Origin of the sequence: Micromonospora sp. RV43 (assembly GCF_001029515.1) — a bacterium.
Lineage (GTDB): Bacteria > Actinomycetota > Actinomycetes > Mycobacteriales > Micromonosporaceae > Micromonospora > Micromonospora aurantiaca.
The window spans coordinates 1-16831 of record NZ_LEKG01000175.1 but is presented as its reverse complement, the minus strand read 5'-3'; the positions used below and the strand labels follow the sequence as shown (position 1 = coordinate 16831).

The window sequence follows — 16831 nt, the reverse complement described above, 5'->3', positions numbered from 1 at the left end:
CCGCCCGCGTCGCCGTTCTCGCCGACATCATGCGCCGCAGCGCACCCGAGCGCTCCGCCACCGAAACCGAACAGCAGCTCTGGGCCGACGCCGACGCCCTGCACACCTGGACGCCCATCTACGACGACCTCACCGCCCGCGCCCGCATCCCCGAACACCTCGCCATCGTCCGCCAACTCAGCGGCCCCGCCCTCGCCGACCGGCTCGCCCACGACCTCGCCCTACCAGCGCTCATCAACCGACTCACCACCTACGCCGCCGCCGGCCACGAACCCCGCGACATCCTCCGCCGCGTCATCCGAGTACGCGAACTCGACACCGCAGACGACATCGCCGCCGTCCTCATCTGGCGCATCGACCGCCTCATGCAACGAGCCACCGCCGACCCCGCCGTCGCCGAACGCCCAGAACACTGGCGCACCCACACCGACCGCCTCCCGGCCGACCTCACCGGCGACATCGGTGGCGCGCTTCGCCAGGTCGCCGCCATCTGCGGCCGCCGCGCCGAAGCACTCGCGCACCTCGCCGCACAGACCCGACCCGCCTGGAGCCTCGCCCTCGGCGACATCCCCACCGACGACTTCGGCCGCCAACAATGGCTCACCCGCGCCGAAGTCGTCGCCGCCTACCGGGACACCTATCAGCTGATCGGTGACCACCCCATCGGACCCGAGCCCCGCACCAGCGACATCACCCGCTGGAACGCCTGGCACCGGGCCCGACTCGTCCTCGGCGCCGCCGCCCTCGCCGGCAAGCTCACCACCGCACCCGACGCCGAACTCACCCGCCTCATCACCGCGCAACGCGACATCGACGGCACCGCACCTGCCTACGTCGCCGACGAGCTGCGCGCCACCTACCGCGCCCTCACCGACACCGAACACCACCGTCACGACCTCACCCAGTTGCTCGCCGCGGCCGACGCCCCCCACCGCCACACCGTGCTGCGCGCGCAACGGTTGCAACCCCGCTGGTGGCATCGCGGCCCCTCACGTACCCGACGCCTCACCGCACAACGCGACCTGCACACCCACACCGCCGCAGCGGCTGACCAGGTCAGCAGCCTTCAGCAGAAGCTGGCCAGCCTTGACCACCAGATCGCCGAGCACAGCCAACGCGCCACCGCCCTTGACGCCCAGCACGCGGCATGGAAACGCTGGTACGACAGCGCCCTACCGGCGCGCTACGCCGGCCTCGCCGCCGCCGCCGAACAGGCCCGCCGCGCCGCCAGCCGCAACGCGGCACTCGCCAACGTCGTCGCCGCCACCACCGCCCGCGTCCAGGCGGTAGCCGACACCCGCCCGACGCCCCACACCACACCGGTCCGCGAGCACCTGCCGCAGCACGCACACGACGCGTACGAGCGGATCACCACCCGCCATAACACCAACGAGACGGAGATTGATTGATACACGACCGCCTTCGTCGACGAGCCATGGTGGTAACCACGCCACCGGCCCGGCGCACACCTAATGTCCGCCGTCATCATCAACCAGGACGATGTCGGTTTGCTGGCGCGCGGCGGCCGAGGCTAGGACCAAGACCGGCCCCCGCGATTTGTATGTCCGGTCGGCGGCCTCAGTCAGGAGGTGACTTGCCTCGGACGAGGCGACCAGAGACTTCGGTTGTGTCGGGCGGCCGCCCTAGAGTGTTGTGCGAAGCGGAGCCGTGAGAAGCGCATGCCGGAGATGTGATGAACAGCCCGAACGAGACTCCCGCCGCCACCGACGCAGCGGCGACGACACCGACCGGCGCAAACACCTACTCAACGGGCGGAGGCGGAGTTACCTTTGCCCACCGCGTTGCCGTCACCTACCTCGGGAGCATGCTCACCGGCAGCCGTCACACCGAAACGAACGATCTCCCCGTCCGGTCGCTCGCGTTCCAAACCGGGCCCGCGCACCCAGTCGACGACCTCCTCGTTGTAGCCGGCGACCGGGAGGTCGAGCTCGCCATCGCATGCCGAGCGACACCACACTTCGTCCCCAGCGATCCACCGACGGTCAAGTTGGTGAAGTCGCTGCTCGACGAAGTGGCCACACACCCTGACGGACACGTTGCCGTAGCGGTCGCAGGATGGAAGACCGAATGGGAACAGGTCGCCAAGGTGTGCGACATCGCCCGAACAAACCGCAACGCCAAGAGCTTCCACACTGCCCTAGAAACCGAAGGCCGCTGGTCGCAGAGCGTCCGGGGCCGCTACAAGTACTTGCGCCAGATGGTTGCAGCCGCTCTTGATCAGGCACGCCCTGAAGTCGAGGTGTTGGAGCTGACCTGGGCACTCCTTAGACGGCTTCGCATCCTCGGGTTCAGACTGCAGAGCCCAGACGAGACAGACTGGACCGCCGTCGCCACCTCCTTGGACCGCATCGCAGCCCCCACCGCAGACGGCGTCGGACTTCGTGATCGGCTCGCAGTAAACGCCGGCCGCTACGACGCGATGGGGGCCGTAGTCGACCTCAACGTGTTACGGAGAGACACCCACCTGCTCCTCGACGTCCCGTCCACGCGCACCAGACAGGCGTGGGACGTCCTGAACCAGTACCGAGCCGTTGCGTTCGGCACCGTACGAAGCACCCTCGGCGCTGACGCTGACGGCGGTGGCCTACTCGAACTGCCGTTTACCGAACGACGTGCAGGCCTCGCGGCCGAACTCCGTCGAGTCGCTTCTGAACGAGGTGCACTGCTCGTCACCGGCTTTTCGGGAACCGGGAAGAGCGCCCTTACTCTCTCTGCCATCAGGGAACTCGAGACCGCCGAATCCGGGGTATTCGAAGCAGTCGTCGTCAACTTCCGAGACCTGCCGAGCACTCCCGTCGAGCTCCGGCACATGCTGGGGGCATCTGTCGGCCAGGTAGTGGCAGAAGTATCCGCGCCAAGTCGAGTCCTGGTCGTCGACGCCGCAGACGCAGCCGTGGAACGGTCAGCTGGATTTCTTCGAGACCTCCTCGACGCTGCTTGGAAGGCCGGGTTGGGAGTCGTGGCGATAACCGCAGACCCCGCAGCCGAGTTTGTCCGCGAACAGCTAAGCGTCGGCCGTCAACAATCCATCCAAACGTTCGAGGTCAAACCCCTCGACGACGACGAACTGGCCCGAGTCACGCAACGATTCCCACTGCTGCGTGGGCTCCTACGGAACCTGTCCGCCACGTCCCTACTCAGGCGCCTCGTCGTACTTGATCTGCTCTCTCGTACGGGTCTCGCACTCGACGGCCCGATGAGCGAGTGGGAGTGTCTCGAAGCTATCTGGAGCAAGGTCGTCCGCGGCGACGGGCGTCGCATCCAGGGCTCACCACAGGCACGTGAAGAAACGCTCCTCGCGTTGGCGGCAGCATCACTGGCTGGGCCGGATGCCCTGCTTGCATCGGGGGCTCTCGACCCCGCTGCGGTCGATGCTTTGCGGGCCGATCACCTTCTGGCACCGCCCAACATCTACCGTCAGCACCCACAGTTCGCACACGACGAAGTGCGCCGCTACGCAACTGCCATCCACCTCGTCCGCTCCGGACAGGTCGCCGACACACTCCAGGCCGCCGGCGTACCAAGGTGGACCCTCTCTGCTGTCACCCTCGCATGCAAAGGCCTCCTGGTTGACCCAGCTCGCCAGCCCGAACGGACCTTCCGGCGGCTGGTCTCGGGTTTCCACAGGATCGCCGGCGCACACGGCTCCAGATGGGCGGACGTTCCCATCGAGGCAGTCCTCGATACACCGGCCGCATACGAGTGCATTAAAACCACGGTCGACACCGGCACGGACGACCTACAACTGTCCGAAGTCCTCCGCATCGTACGACAGCGGTTCTCCTTTGACGGCTTCGTCCACCCGGCGCTCGGGGCACCCGTCGCACGCTACCTGATCGACCAGGCAGAGCCCTGGAACATCTCCAAGCAGGCATTCGAAGTCCTCACGAATTGGCTCCAGGCACTCGTCGTGGCGTATGAGCCAGCGGGCCACGAACTGCGTGAAGCGCTTCGAGGGCGCCTGCTGGCGTTCTGGGCACAGTTCCCGCGGAAGCAGGCAACCGAGGATGCCCTACCCGCCCGGCCGGCGAGGCGGCGACGCCAGCGCAGGGTCCTGGATTACCAGGTCACGGACGACGAGTTCGTCGAAACCTTGGCGCTGCTCGGACCCGACATCAACGCCGACATCGAAGCGTGCCTGCGTACGCTCGCTGAAGACGCGCCTGCCTTCCTCGCACCAGCCGTAGACGCACCGTTCAGTGCCCGTAGCATCGCTCAGCACGATCCCGCACTCCTCGGGGCTCTGATGGAGGCCTACTACATCGACGAGGACGCCGATGGCGACTGGGACTGGGACTACCACGACGAAGGCATCCGTGATCACCAAGGACGCTGGATGGGCTTCGGGCCACCGTTTGCCGCGTACTACTTCGGCGGGTTTTGGCAATTGTTCAACGCCGCACAACTCACCACATCAATCCGAGTGCTCAACAACATCCTCAACCACGCCGCACGAATCCGAGTCAAAACCACCTCACGACTGAACCGGTCGTTCAACGCGCTCGAACAACCCGCAGGCGAGCGCGGCAGCAAGGCCGAGGTGGACGATGGCTCCTCGGGCATCGCGCTTGATCTTACCGGTGAATCCCGCGAATACGTCGGTGACGGCCACGTATGGGCTTGGTATCGAGGAACATCTGTCGGCCCGAACCCCTGTATGAGCGCGCTCCAAGCCATGGAACGCGTCGCCGAATCACTACTGAATGCGGGCGCCACCCCAAAGCTCATCGCCGAGTACCTCCTCAACGGCTGCGAAAACCTCGCAATCCCAGGGATGTTGTATGGGCTGTTCGCCCGAAACATCGAAAAGGCCGGCAGCCAGCTCGACCATTTCCTAGCCGAGCCTGCCGTCTGGATCCTCGAGTTCAGCCGTGCGACCAGCGAACATTACGGATTCCGGGCCTCCTCGGAAGGCCTCACGCACCCAGAACGTCGCCAATGGACGCCACGAGAAGTATCCGTTTGGCTCATGACTCACGCCGATGAGGAACGACGCGCCGAGCTTCGCGGTATCGGTGAAGAACTCGTCGCCAACGGTGTCCGACAGGGTCTCGAATCAGGCCGAGTCTTGAACTGGGCTGCCAACCTCGACGAATCCCGATACCAGCTCACCAAAGACGGCGGCCGCCTCTACCTGCAAGTCGTGCCGCCGCCCGAAGCAATTGCAGCGCAGGCCGAGTCTGTCGCCCAACAAGGGCAGGTTCAAACAGTACTGCGCCTCCAGAACCGCTACTGGGGGTCAGCGAGTTTCCATGACGACCACGAGCCGCCCACCGCGGCGGAGATCGCCGACGACCTGGCCGCCGCGCACGCACTCCTCAACGCCGAACAGCACGCCATGCACATGCGTCCGCACGACGCCGCCGCACAAGTCGCACGAACAGCCATCGAGCGGGTCGTCAACGGCGAACCCGAAGCCCTAGGCAACGAAGGGGCGTTCGCTGTCGAGCTCGTGGTGGCAATCGCTGCAGCGTTCCGCGACTCCGAAGACCTACGCGACGAAGGCCAATACTTCCAACTCGGTGCCGACCGAGCCGCCGCGCGAGCCCTACCCGCCCTACTCACACCGGCACTCGCCCCCGCACTCTCCGAGGCAGGCGTAACCGTCGCCGACGTCGCCGCGGCGGGGCTCGCCCTGGCCAGCAAGGCGCCGCTCGAAACACGCCTCTTTCTAGCCCGCGGATGCGACGTTCTCTGGGCGTCAGAGTGTGCCGGCACGGACTGCGTCCACAAGACAGCGCTCGCATGGGTCATCGAGACAGCTCGCGGAGCCGAGTTCGGGCCATGGAACGTTCATACTCAGCGCAGGGCAAGGGTCAGGATCGAGGGCGACCTGACCGCACGTCTGAAGGAACTCGACGGCAAATCTGTTGATATCGCCGTCCTCGATCCGGCAATCCGCGCGCTGGGTGTCGCAGCAACTACCGGCCACTGCGTGACGATCGACGCGAAGCAACTCCTCTTCGACCTGCTTGCCGTCCAGCGGAGCGCCATGGTGCGGCACGAGAGCAGAGGCTGGACTGCGGACCATCGAGGAACGCACACGCTCGTCGCAGCGCGCGCCCTGCTGCAGTCCTACGCGGTCGACGGAAACCCGAGCCCGATACTCGAACACCTCGACGTCCTGCGAAGCGACGCGGGACTGCTGGTGAACATCCTTCACGGACTCGCCGCGGCCGGCGCCGAAAGCGACATCCTCGCCGAGGCGGCGAGAAGCACATGGCCAGAGCTGCTCACCCACGCCCTCACATACGCAGACGACGAGCCCAACGTCTACCACGAGCGTACCTGGGGATCCTGGGCCGCGGCCGCCCTGCTGCCCGATCCATTACCATGGACGCAGGGCATGTACAACGAGCTGTCCGGCCCACCCATCGACTGGATCGACCCGGCTCAACTCACCGACCTAGTGGATCAGTGGCTGCCTGTGGGCAAGGGGGAGGCGCGCTGTGTCGATGCGCTGATCCGGCTCGTACGCAAGCTGCCGATCGAAGAGCAAGCCACCCGCGGACTCGCCTGGGTTGAAGACCTCTGCATCCAACACGACCAAGTCACGGTCAACCAGTCATGGTCGTCCAACGAGTGGCTGACAGCGATCCGCGCAGAAGTCGAAGAGCACGGGACGCTCCCGCAGTGGCAAGCCCTTGTTGACGCTCTCGTGGTCGCCGGAAACTCAGGCCTTGCCCCATTCAGCACCTAACCCAGCAGCTTTGGTGCCCGAGAAGAATCTGATGGCTTCACATGCGGGGTCGCAGGGGTAGCTCAGGTGGGCGGGGTCGCAGTTGCGTCGCCGTTGTTGTAGACCGCGAAGGCGAGCAGTGGTGCGAATGCGCGAAAGCCACTGATGGACGTGCCGCCGGTCGGGCCCATTCGGTCTGCGGTGGCGAGCTTGTCGAAGAGGGCGCAGAGTTGAGGGCCCAGGTCGGGCAAATGGTGGGTGCCTGGGCCATGGACATCCTCTCAATCGATGTTAGTAGGGGCGCCCGTTGCTTGGGGGGCGCAGTCGCCAGGCTGCGGCGGCGCCTACGGCGGGGGGCAGTGCGGTGATGGCGAGGGTGGCGGCTGGTCCCCATGGCTGCCACAGTGCGGCGCAGAGTGCGGTACCGCCGCCACCGCCTACGAAGGTGGCCAGGGTGAGTAGTCCGATCGCTCCACCGCGGCAAGGTGGAGGGGCGTGTTTGGTGGCTTCTGCCGTGAGCAGCATCTGCGCGATCGCCGAGGCGGCGAATGCGGCCGTGGCGGCTGCCGTGACGCCGATCGGACCGGGGTCGATGGCGGCGTAGCACAGTGTGGCCGCGACCAGCAGGCTGGCTGCCGACAGGACGTACCGGGCAGGCAGGCGGCGGGCGGCGGATGCGGCGCCTCGGGCCAGCGCGGCACCAACGGCGGCGCCGGGCAGCAGGAGCAGCCCGATGTGCGTGGTGCCGTAGCCAAGCTTCGTCAGCAGGTGCGGTGCCGCGTAGAGGATGGCAAACAGGCCGGCGTACACGCCCGCACCGGCGAGCGCCGCGCGCCGGAACCATGCGGCCAACAGGACGGTGTCGAGGACGAATCCGCCGGAGTGGCGTCGGCTGCGGATGGCGAGGATGAGGGCGGTGGCTGTGGTGGCGGCAGCCGTCGCCGTGATGGTGATCGCGCTGGTGTGTTGGGCCGCGGTTTGGGCGGTCAGGAGGAGTCCGGCGGCGACGACCGCGAGCAGTGCCGCTCCGGGCCAGTCCAGCGGCTCCCGGTGCCGGCGTGGGGTGGTCAGGGGCCAGCAGAGCGGGATTGCGGCGATGGACAGCACGGGCAGGGCGAGTGCCATCCGCCACGACCAGGCCACCGTCACTGCTCCGGCCAGCGGCGCGGTGGCACCAAACGCGGCTAGGCAGGCGCCGAATCGGGCCAATGCCGCCGGGCGTTGCGGTGCCGGCAGGTGGGCGGCCATCGTGAGCGCGGAGGCTTTGACCGCGCCGGAGCCCACTGCCAGCAGGATTCGACCGGTTACGACGGCGGCCAGGTTGGGGGCGACCGCGCATGCCAGCGCTCCGGTGGTGAGCAGTGTGACGGCGATCAGGAGGACCGGACGGCTGCCCCAGAGATCGGTGATGCGTCCGGCGGTGACCGCACCGACGCCGATGCCCACGGCGTACGCGGTGAGGATCCATGCGAGCGCTGGGCCGCTGGCGCGAAGATGCTGGGCTGCGTCCGGGAGCGCGACGGCGGCGGCGCTGACGCCGTAGACAGCGGGCCCGTAGAGGACGCCCAGCCGCCATCCGGGTCCGGGGGCGTTGGGCACTTCGCTATGGGGAACGGCCTTCTCGGCCAGCATGGTCGTCCGCCGTGTCATTGGGTCCCACCTTCGCCGCTGTCCCACGGGCACGGACGCCGCCGAGAGGGGAGCGGCGATCGGATGTTGCCGGTCACCGGGCGCCCTCCCCCCTCGGGGTGGCGTCGTCCGGGCGGGAGCGGGCGGCAACCACCCGCAGCACGTGGGCGATGTTGTCTCTTGGCGGCATCCCTGGGCCGGCGAACAGCTCCGCCTGCCGGGCGTGCACGAGGCGTTGCAGCTCCCGTGCAAGGTCCAGGCCGGCCTGCGTGGGTCTGACGACGACGCGCCGGCGGTCACGCTCGTGTAGCTGGCGGCGCACCAAGTCCCGATCGACGAGCGCGCTGAGCGTGTTGGTGAGGGTGGCCTTGGCGATGCCCACCTCCACGGCGATGGCGCGAGGCTCGACCACTCTCCGGGCGCAGATGAGCACCAGCACGTCGTAGCTGGTCCAGGTCATGCCCGCCTCCCGCAACACCGTGCGTTCGAGATGCGCGCGGACGGTGTTCGCGGTGCGGCACAGCTGCGCCACTGCGTCCGGGCGCGGCGGCGGGGCCGGTCGAGAGTTGACGGGTGGGCGGTAGACCCCTGCGATCTGCCGCCGGGTGGAGGCGCTCATCGTGGCCTCCGCAGGTGTCGCGGTCGGCGCAGGGTGTGCCGGTCGCGATGTTGGCCCTTGCTGCCGGCACGGTCGGCCGGTGGCGGCGGTTCAGGTGTGGGCAGGCATGGATGCTGGTTCTGGTCGGTGCGCATGTTTCACCCCCGTGATGTGTGCGCTGTCGGATGTGGCGTCGTGGTGCGAGGTCGGGCCTCACCTGCTCTCGTCAAGCGGGGCGCCGCGCTCGCGCATGAACGGCACCGGATCGGTGGAGTTGGCGGTGCTCAGGTCGCAGCGCGATCCGCCGCAAACCGCCTGGTGAGTTTCGAAGTGCAGGTGCGGACCGGAGGAATGGCCGCTGGTGCCAACCAGTCCGATCGGCTGGCCCGCTTGCACGGTGTCGCCAACGCGTACGTCGGGGCGGCGAACCATGTGGCAATACCGCGTGCCGTAACCACCGGCGTGCACCAGGTCCACGTACCAGCCGCATCCGCGGGTGCTCGGACTGCCGTCGATGTCGCAGCTGCCGGTGCCGGGGTCACAGCCGGACCACACCACCTCGCCAGAGCTGGCCGCGCGGATGACGGTGTTGCGGACGGCGATCAGGTCCACGCCAGCGTGCAGCCGTCCGGCCCGCGGCCCGTAGCCGCTGCCCACGGCGGCCTGCACGGGCAGGGTCCATCCCGACGCAGCCACGTTCGGGGCGCCGCCGCACACGGCGAGGCTGGCCCCGGGCAGGTCGCTGATCGTGGCGACGCCGGTCACGGCCGCGACGACCTGCTCGGCGTCCTGCTCGTACTCGCCGTACTTGTCGGGGAACGCCGAAACCTGGACCCGTTGCGCGGCGACGGTCAGTGGCAGTTGCTGCCAGTTGGGGATGCGCAGCAGCTTGTCGTAGAACTTCCCGGCGGCATAGACCGGGTCGAGGATCTGCGTCGGGGTGCCCCATCCCTGGCTGGGCCGTTGCTGGAACAGGCCAACGGAGTCGCGGTCGCCGCCGCGCAGGTTCCGCAGGCTGGACTCGACCATCGCCGTGGCCACCGCGATGACCCAGCCTCGGGCCGGTATCCCCCGCTGCTGGCCGACGGTGACGATCGTGGCCGCGTTGGTGACCTGCTCGCTGTTCCACCGGCCGACCCCGGCGCGCGTGCCCGCGCTGCTCGTGGCCTGGGCAGCAGCGGGAGCGCAGGCCTCGGCCGGCGCTTCGGTGATCACCGACGCTAACGGCAGGCCACACACCACCAGCAGCGCAGCCACCACAGCGACGCCGACGCCGACCCGCTTTCCGTTCATCGCCGGGCGACCTCCGGCATCCCGAGGGTCGCCACCAGCCAGCGTTGGCCGTCGCTTACGCACACCACGCGCAGCACGCCCGCGTCCGTGCCGACGTCGACCTCCGCCCGATCAGGGGTGGCGGTGACGACGCGGCCGGGTGTGGTGACCCGGGTGGCGGGCACGTTGGCCGGGTCGACGGTGTCGAGCAGGTCCGCGTAGCCGGGCACGGCGTACGGGCGCACGTCGGCGCGCCACTGGGCGGCGGGCAGGTCCGGGCGTGCCCACCGGGCGACGAACCGTGTCGCCGTGGCCGCGGCTGCGGGGTCCGCGGCGGTGGAGCGGGTGGGCAGGACACCGTCAGGGTCCGGAAGCATGTCGGCCGGCGGTGTCACCGCCGGAGGGCTGCTTGCCTGCGGGGCGGGAGCTCCGGTCGTACGGCTGGTGCAGCCGGCTGCCAGCAGCATCGCAGCCACCAGGAGTGTGCCTCGGCTGCGAGTGCGGGTCATGCCTGCTCCGGGGGCTCGTGGGGCGGCGGGTCCTGGGCTGGCGGGGAGCCGAGCGCGGCGTTGACGCGCTGCCCGAGCAAGCGCAACTGGTGGTGGACGTCCACCAGCGCGGCGCGCCGCTGCGCGGTGGGATGCCGGCTGGCCGCGTCAACGAGGGAGCCGACGTCGTCGCGCAGTTGGGTGAGGCTGTTGGTGATCGCGGCGAGCGGAGCGTCGAATGAGGTGCTTGTCGTCATTCGTCGACGTCGCGGGTGTAGTCGCCGTCGAGGTGCCCGTCGCTGGCCCAGTCCAGCTCCGTGTCCCGTCGTGTCTGCTCGTCGATGTCTGTCCACTGCTGCCTCTCTTCGTCGTCTTGCCAGGTGTCGCGTGCGTCGTGGATGCCGGCGATGAAGTCGTCGAGGGTGTCGACCCCGACGCGCAGCCCGGTAAGGGCGGCCTCGAATCGCTGCCAGTCCCAGACGCTGGTGATCTCGGCTGGATGTGTCATTTGCTGCCCCCTACCTCCTGGGTCGCCGCCGCGGGCGTCGGCCGTGCGCGGATGTCCTCGCTGACCGCCTGGTCGGCGGTATCGGGCCACGGCTGCGACCAGACGGCGTCCGGGCTGCGGGGGGTGTGCTGGCCGTGTCGGCATCGGGTGGTGTCCCACTGCTGCCAGCGGGTGCGTGCGCGGTGCAGCGCCTCGTGCCACCGCAGTGGCGCGTCAGGGTCCGCCTTGGCCGAGTAGGCGTGGTGCCATGACACGGCTAGGGCGGTCAGCTCCTCCACCAGGGCCGGATGCGCCGGCCAGCATGCGCCGAGGTCCTGCGCCAGCCCGTACCGGTCGGACAGCCACCGGGTCCAGGCGATCAGCCACGCCCACAGCTCGCGGGCGTCGTCGCGGTGAAGGTCCCGCCAGCAGTGCCGTGCCGGCACGAACCCGGTCGGGCTGTCGAGAGCGTCGACGCGGTCCGACAGCGCGACGTGCGCCTCGGCGAGCTGTTCCACCGCGCCGCGCAGCGTGTCGATCAGCCCGGCCAGCTCGGCGGTCGCGCGCTCCTGCGGTGACGCCTGCTCTGGGATGTCGAACAGGAAGGTGCGATCCGGCATCAGCGTGCCTCCCGCAGTCGGGCGCTGAAAGCGGCCTGCGCCCGCTGGAACCGGTCGGCGTCCGTGCGCTCCCACCAGGCCGGTTGCACCACCTCGACCGGTGGCATGTTGCCCAGCAGCACCAGGGCATGCCCAGTCGGCAGTGTGCGCAGCTCCGCCAGGTCGACCAGGTACTCCCGGCGGGTGTTCTCCTGGACGCTGGCCCGACCGCCACCCCAGGACGCCGCCGAGGACAACTCCTGCACCTGCCCGAGCAGCGACTGGGCGTCCTTGAGCGCGTTGACGTCCTGGGTGCCGCCCATCACGAAGCGGGCGTTCGCGCCGTCGCGTAGCGCTTGGCCGCCGTCGCGGCCCCACCGTTCTTCCAGTTGGTGGGTGTTCTGGCAGGCGATCGACAGGGCGATGCCGGCGCCGCCGCCCTCGGATGCCAGCGCGGGCAGCGACGGTAGCGGCGCGATGTTGGTGATCTCGTCACCGATCAGGTACAGGCAGGGCTCGACCCGCCCGCCCGGCGCGAGGAACGACCGTTGCAGGGTGCGGTAGATGATGTCCTCGGCGATGGCGGCGAACAGCGGCGCGATCAGCGCCTGCCCGCTGCGGGTGCCGACCAGGTAGAGGGTGCCGGACTCGTCGAGCCACTGCTCGGGGTGGAACTGCTGCCCGCGCGGCGGTGAGCATGCGTGCAGGATGCGGGGGTTGCTGAACGCGTCGAGCGCGCCGAACACCACCGACTGGATGGCATCGCGGCTTCGGCCCGTGGTCTCTCGGTGGAAAGCGAGCCGGTCGGCCCACACCGTCTGCCCGTGGTGGCGCAGGATCCGCTCGGCGCGCGGGTCGGCGGGGTTGGCAGCCCAGCTCGCCACGTCGGTCATCGTGGCCCGCTCGTCTAGGGCGGCGGCGTGCAGCAGCCCGCGGATTATCGACGCCGCCTGGTCCTGAAAGTATTGGCCGTTGTCGACGTTGCCCTTGAGGCCGGCGCCGGCGGCGAAGCCCTTGGCGCGCAGCGCCGCGATGTCCGGGTCCTCCGCCCCGTCGATCGGTGACCAGCGCAGTCGCGGCACTCCCGGCACCTGGCCCTGCGGCTCGAAGATCCACGTCGGGCCGACCTCGGCGCGCAGGTCGTAGGTGACCGACGCGACATCTAGCCGAGTGGAGGTGGAGATGACCGCGCCGCGGGCGTCGGCGACCCTCGGGATGATGTAGCGGCTCGTCTTGTTGGCGAACCGGGCCGCCCCGGCGAGCAGTTCGGTGTACTCGTTGGCCAGGTACAGCGGCTCACCCGTCAGCGCATGGTGGCCGAGCAGCCGGGCCACCTCCAGCGGGTCCGCACGGCGCCGCTGCTTCACCGCCACGGTCTCGGGCCGGTCGGCGTCGCGGATGGTCAGGCCCGGCCGCAGCACGTCGACGCGGCGCAGCACCGCCTCGGCCGTCACCACGCGGTCGAGGTCCTTACGGCCGGCGAAGCCACGCCGGCGTACCCACCGCCGCGCCGCCCGCATCGTCACCGCGCCGATGCCGACGACAGTGGCGCTGAGCAGGACGACCCACAGCCCGTACAGCAGGGGCGCTGGCGGCAGCGTGTCTCGGGCAGCGGGCGGCCACGCCTGGACCGGGTCGCCCGGGTTGGTGATGAACCGTAGGGCGATGCCTGGGGCGTCGGCGGGTGAGCTGTCCGGCCAGGCCGCGTGGGTGAGCAGCCCGCCGGCCTGCCCGGCGAGCCACAGCGTGACGGTGCCCGACAGCACCAGCAGCGCCGCGATGCCCGCAAGCGCCAGTCGGGCCAGGATGTCGGCGCGGGCCGCCCCCCGGCGGGGCAGCCGGTGTCCCGGAGACATGAGTGAGCCGGCCATCACCGCACCTGCCCCACCACGGCATCCTGCTCCCCCGGCGACGGCACCCTCTCCGGCTCGGCATCGGGGGCTTGCCGCATCCGGCTGTCGGTGTCGACCATGCGCCGTTCAATCGAGGAAAGCTGGTGCTTGACGACGTAGGAGCGCAGCCCGACCTTCCACAGCCCGACACCGCGGCGCAGGTGCAGCAGGAGGTTGGTCTCCACGTCCGTGGTGCCCAGGAACTCGCGTGCCGCCTCCAGTGAGCCCGGGGCTTGTCGGTAGGACACCCGCACGCCGGTGTCCTCGATCAGCCCTCGGGCGATGCGGACCTGCTCGGAGTCGGCGCTGCCGCTGGCCGACAAGTCCGTGAAACGGTGGAAGGCAAGGATGTTCGCCGTGCCGAGCGCTCGGGCGAGCTTTAGTTGCTCGCGCATGCGCCTCATCAGCCCGAGGTGGCGGCTGACCAGCGCGAACTCGTCGTACAGGCAGACGCGGGCTGGGGCGTTCGGGCGAGTCAGCTCGGCCTCTAGCCACGACTGCGCGCAGGTCATCGCCATGGCCGTCATCTGGTCTGATGCGCGGACTGCCCGTAGGTCCAGGATCGCGCCCGGCTGGTCGAAGTCGATCGTCAGGGTCGACGCGGCCGGGGCGTCGAAGATCCCGCCGAGCGCGCCTGTGATCAGCCGTTCCAGTGCCAGGCGGACACGGCGGCTGTCGGCAGTGAACTGGTCGACGTCGTAGTGCACCCCGGCCAGCCGGTGCGCCCACCGGGACGGGTCGCCCATGGCAGTCAGGACCCGGGACAGGGTTGGGGTGGCCATCCGGTCCGGGCTGGTGCCGTCGTCGGCGCGGGTGACCGCGTCGAGGGCGTATTCGACCAGGGATCGTTCCGCCTCGCTCAGCGGCCCGCCGAGCTGGATCTCCAGCAGCCCTTCCAGCAGCAGCAGTCTGCGTGCCCGCTGGATCTGCAACCACTCCGCCTCACCCTGATCGGGCAGTCGGCGGATGCCCGTCAGAGGGTTCATCACCACCCCGGAGCCGGGGCCGACCCGCACCGGCTGGATGCCGGCTGCGTCGGCGAGGTTGTCGTACTCGCCCTTGACGTCGACGATGTAGAACCGCACCCCGAACGGGATTCCGCGGAACGCGATGGTCTTGAGCAGCGACGACTTCGCCGACCCGATCTCGCCGGTGACCACCATGTTGGGGGCGCTGAGCACGCCCGCCCGGTACAGCTCGTGCACAGAGAACACGAACCCGGCGCGGGAGTACACCTCCTGTCCGATCAGTGGCCCGTCCACACCCAGACCCGGGTCGGCGACGAACGGGTAGACGCTGCACAGTTGCGCGCTGGTGGTGACCAGCGGCGGAAGCCGCAGCCGCCAGAACACCCGTCCCGCGGCCCGTCCAAAGGCCCCCCGGCCGTCTACCGAGGGCGGGCCGAGAAGCTGCTCGGTCAGCCGCCGCAGTGCCCGCTGCTCCCGTGCGAGGTCCGCCTGCGCCGCCGCGAGGTCGCGCCGGGCGGCGGAATCAGCAAGGCGCTGTGACCACGATCCTTCCCGGCGTACCCGGGGTGTCGTGTTCCTGCGTATGCGGGTCATGCGAACCACCCCCGCATCGGCTTGAGGCCGCGCGCTAGGGGCAGCGCCCCGGCCACGAATGCTTGGTCCTGCTCGCCGTAGAGCACCACCGCCTGGCAGCCGCACCGTCCCAGAACCCGCCTGACGGCGCGCACGTCGTAGCGCAGCTGCTCCGGGCTGTCGGCCGTCACGGTGACCAGCACGGCGTACCGGTAGCGGACGTGCCCGGCGGCTTGCTCCCGGTCGATCTGCTCGACCGCGCGGGCTTCCTCGTCCTCCCGGGCGGTGCGGACCAGCCGCATCCGCCGCTTGGTCACCTCGTCACCGGCGCGGGCGACCTTGTCCCGCCGGGTCGCCAGTTGCGCCAGCTGCGCCGGCACCGGCTCGGCGACCACCGTCACCGTGCGCCGGCCGACGGTGCGGGTGAAAAGCGGCGTCATCCACGTCATCGGGACCGGCTGGCGGGGCATCTCGTACACCCACAGCGTCTGCGAGAAACCGGAGTCGTGCCGGTACGACGACCAGCCCACCGTCTCCGCCGCTACCGGCCCCGCCGCGTGCGGCGCCACCTCGAGGTCGCTGTCCTCCGGGTCGAACTGGCCACGCAGCACCGCCGCGTACTGCCGGGGCGTCAACCAGCCCCCAGTCTCGATGCCGGCCTCCCGCACCGCCGCCCGAACACCGGTCAGCTTGTCCAGCACCACCGTGGCGATAGCCGCGTCCGTGCCGCCCGCGTCGGCGACCTCTCCGGACAGCTTCCGCACGTCGAACACCACGGTCAGGAACACGTCGTGGCGCTGCGTGCCAGGCCCTGCCGCCGCAGTGAGCTCGGCCAGCGACCGGTACGCCGCCGCGCCGGTGTCGACCGCCTGCTTCGCGAGGTACCGCTGTGCCCGGTTGCTGACGTCCGGCACCGCTCGCGCCGTCAGCGACCACCGCGCAAGGCCGCTGTCGGCGTACTCGGTGCCGAGCAGGTTCGCCACGTCCGCCCACGCGGTGAGCCGCTGATGCTGCACCGACGTGTCCGCCAGGACGAGGTTGCTGCCCGCGCACGTCAGCGTCGCGGTCACGCTGCCCTCCCGCCGGTGGTGCAGCAACCCCACCTCGGTCAGCCCGTCCGCAGCCACCGCCGGTAGCCACTGGTAGCCGGCCGCCGGGCCGGGCAGGTGCAGATGCTTCGTGCCTGGATTCGCCGCCCACACCGCGCCGCGGTAGCGGTCCTGCCGGGCTACCCGCTGCGCCAAAGCCCCCGCGACGATCGGCGTCCACTCGGTGACTCGGCGACCCCGAATCCGCAACAGCCCGATCGTGAGCAGCAGCACCGCCGCCAGCAGCAGACCACCGGCGGCGCCCTGCCGGCCGACCGCCAGCATGTTCGCGGCGATGACCAGGCAGATCACCCCAGCCACCGCCGTGCCGATCTGCCCCCAGGAGAAGCCCAGGATCGACCCACGGGTGGACCGCGGAGGAAAGTGGAACTGAGTCACGCCCTACTCCTCTGCTCGCCTACACGGGCACGATCGGAATCTCGGCGGCTGCGCCGGCAGCGGCGGCCCACCGTCTGGTGGCAACGGCGCGCCGGGTCTTGGCGGCAGCCCTGAGCTGCCGGTTGACGAGGCCGGTAG

The 16831-nt window shown here is 69.7% G+C and carries 12 protein-coding genes; 2 read left to right on the top strand and 10 right to left on the bottom strand.

Going from position 1 to position 16831, the window contains the following annotated elements:
* Together ABD52_RS39905 and ABD52_RS30575 are read left to right on the top strand one after the other, a co-directional pair.
* A partial coding sequence (locus tag ABD52_RS39905) for a hypothetical protein (RefSeq protein WP_200905268.1) occupies window positions 1-1409 on the top strand: 1409 nt, incomplete at its 5' end.
* 284 nt (window positions 1410-1693) lie between these two features.
* A complete protein-coding gene (locus ABD52_RS30575; RefSeq protein ID WP_225319826.1) occupies window positions 1694-6721 on the top strand; it encodes an ATP-binding protein in 5028 nt (1675 codons plus the stop codon).
* A 270-nt stretch (window positions 6722-6991) separates the two neighbouring features.
* Here the strand turns inward: ABD52_RS30575 and ABD52_RS30570 are convergent, their stop codons facing one another.
* The 10 genes from ABD52_RS30570 to ABD52_RS30525 all read right to left on the bottom strand — a co-directional run bounded on the left by ABD52_RS30570 (window position 6992) and on the right by ABD52_RS30525 (window position 16693).
* Window positions 6992-8332: an MFS transporter gene (locus ABD52_RS30570; RefSeq protein WP_047894049.1), complete on the bottom strand. Its 1341-nt coding sequence runs from the start codon at window positions 8330-8332 to the stop codon at window positions 6992-6994.
* Window positions 8333-8423: 91 nt separating this feature from the next.
* Window positions 8424-8948, bottom strand: a complete 525-nt coding sequence (locus ABD52_RS30565) for a MarR family winged helix-turn-helix transcriptional regulator (RefSeq protein ID WP_047894046.1) — start codon at window positions 8946-8948, stop codon at window positions 8424-8426.
* Between the two features lie 192 nt (window positions 8949-9140).
* Window positions 9141-10220 carry a M23 family metallopeptidase gene (locus ABD52_RS30560; RefSeq protein WP_047894045.1) on the bottom strand — a complete coding sequence of 360 codons (1080 nt, stop codon included), beginning with the start codon at window positions 10218-10220 and terminating at the stop codon, window positions 9141-9143.
* Window positions 10217-10708, bottom strand: coding sequence for a hypothetical protein (locus ABD52_RS30555; RefSeq protein ID WP_151015775.1), 492 nt, complete (start codon window positions 10706-10708; stop codon window positions 10217-10219). Before ABD52_RS30555 ends, ABD52_RS30560 begins: the two co-directional genes overlap by 4 nt.
* Entirely contained in the window at window positions 10705-10944 is a 240-nt protein-coding gene (locus ABD52_RS30550; RefSeq protein ID WP_047894043.1) for a hypothetical protein, read from the bottom strand. The genes ABD52_RS30555 and ABD52_RS30550 overlap by 4 nt, the downstream gene beginning before the upstream one ends.
* Window positions 10941-11195: a hypothetical protein gene (locus tag ABD52_RS30545; RefSeq protein ID WP_030500395.1), complete on the bottom strand. Its 255-nt coding sequence runs from the start codon at window positions 11193-11195 to the stop codon at window positions 10941-10943. Before ABD52_RS30545 ends, ABD52_RS30550 begins: the two co-directional genes overlap by 4 nt.
* On the bottom strand, window positions 11192-11794 hold the full coding sequence (locus tag ABD52_RS37695) for a hypothetical protein (RefSeq protein ID WP_053065516.1): 603 nt from the start codon (window positions 11792-11794) through the stop codon (window positions 11192-11194). The genes ABD52_RS30545 and ABD52_RS37695 overlap by 4 nt, the downstream gene beginning before the upstream one ends.
* Window positions 11794-13644 carry a type IV secretory system conjugative DNA transfer family protein gene (locus ABD52_RS30535; protein WP_225319872.1) on the bottom strand — a complete coding sequence of 617 codons (1851 nt, stop codon included), beginning with the start codon at window positions 13642-13644 and terminating at the stop codon, window positions 11794-11796. Before ABD52_RS30535 ends, ABD52_RS37695 begins: the two co-directional genes overlap by 1 nt.
* Entirely contained in the window at window positions 13644-15227 is a 1584-nt protein-coding gene (locus ABD52_RS30530; protein WP_225319871.1) for a hypothetical protein, read from the bottom strand. Before ABD52_RS30530 ends, ABD52_RS30535 begins: the two co-directional genes overlap by 1 nt.
* Window positions 15224-16693, bottom strand: coding sequence for an SCO6880 family protein (locus ABD52_RS30525; RefSeq protein WP_047894041.1), 1470 nt, complete (start codon window positions 16691-16693; stop codon window positions 15224-15226). Before ABD52_RS30525 ends, ABD52_RS30530 begins: the two co-directional genes overlap by 4 nt.
* Window positions 16694-16831 lie beyond the last annotated feature (138 nt).

Bases quoted from the DNA above. Each gene is read 5' to 3' on its own strand.
- ABD52_RS30575 (WP_225319826.1), top strand. From the start codon at position 1,694: ATGAACAGCCCGAACGAGACTCCCGCCGCCACCGACGCAGCGGCGACG.
- ABD52_RS30570 (WP_047894049.1), bottom strand. From the start codon at position 8,332: ATGCTGGCCGAGAAGGCCGTTCCCCATAGCGAAGTGCCCAACGCCCCC.
- ABD52_RS30565 (WP_047894046.1), bottom strand. From the start codon at position 8,948: ATGAGCGCCTCCACCCGGCGGCAGATCGCAGGGGTCTACCGCCCACCC.
- ABD52_RS30560 (WP_047894045.1), bottom strand. From the start codon at position 10,220: ATGAACGGAAAGCGGGTCGGCGTCGGCGTCGCTGTGGTGGCTGCGCTG.
- ABD52_RS30555 (WP_151015775.1), bottom strand. From the start codon at position 10,708: ATGACCCGCACTCGCAGCCGAGGCACACTCCTGGTGGCTGCGATGCTG.
- ABD52_RS30550 (WP_047894043.1), bottom strand. From the start codon at position 10,944: ATGACGACAAGCACCTCATTCGACGCTCCGCTCGCCGCGATCACCAAC.
- ABD52_RS30545 (WP_030500395.1), bottom strand. From the start codon at position 11,195: ATGACACATCCAGCCGAGATCACCAGCGTCTGGGACTGGCAGCGATTC.
- ABD52_RS37695 (WP_053065516.1), bottom strand. From the start codon at position 11,794: ATGCCGGATCGCACCTTCCTGTTCGACATCCCAGAGCAGGCGTCACCG.
- ABD52_RS30535 (WP_225319872.1), bottom strand. From the start codon at position 13,644: ATGGCCGGCTCACTCATGTCTCCGGGACACCGGCTGCCCCGCCGGGGG.
- ABD52_RS30530 (WP_225319871.1), bottom strand. From the start codon at position 15,227: ATGACCCGCATACGCAGGAACACGACACCCCGGGTACGCCGGGAAGGA.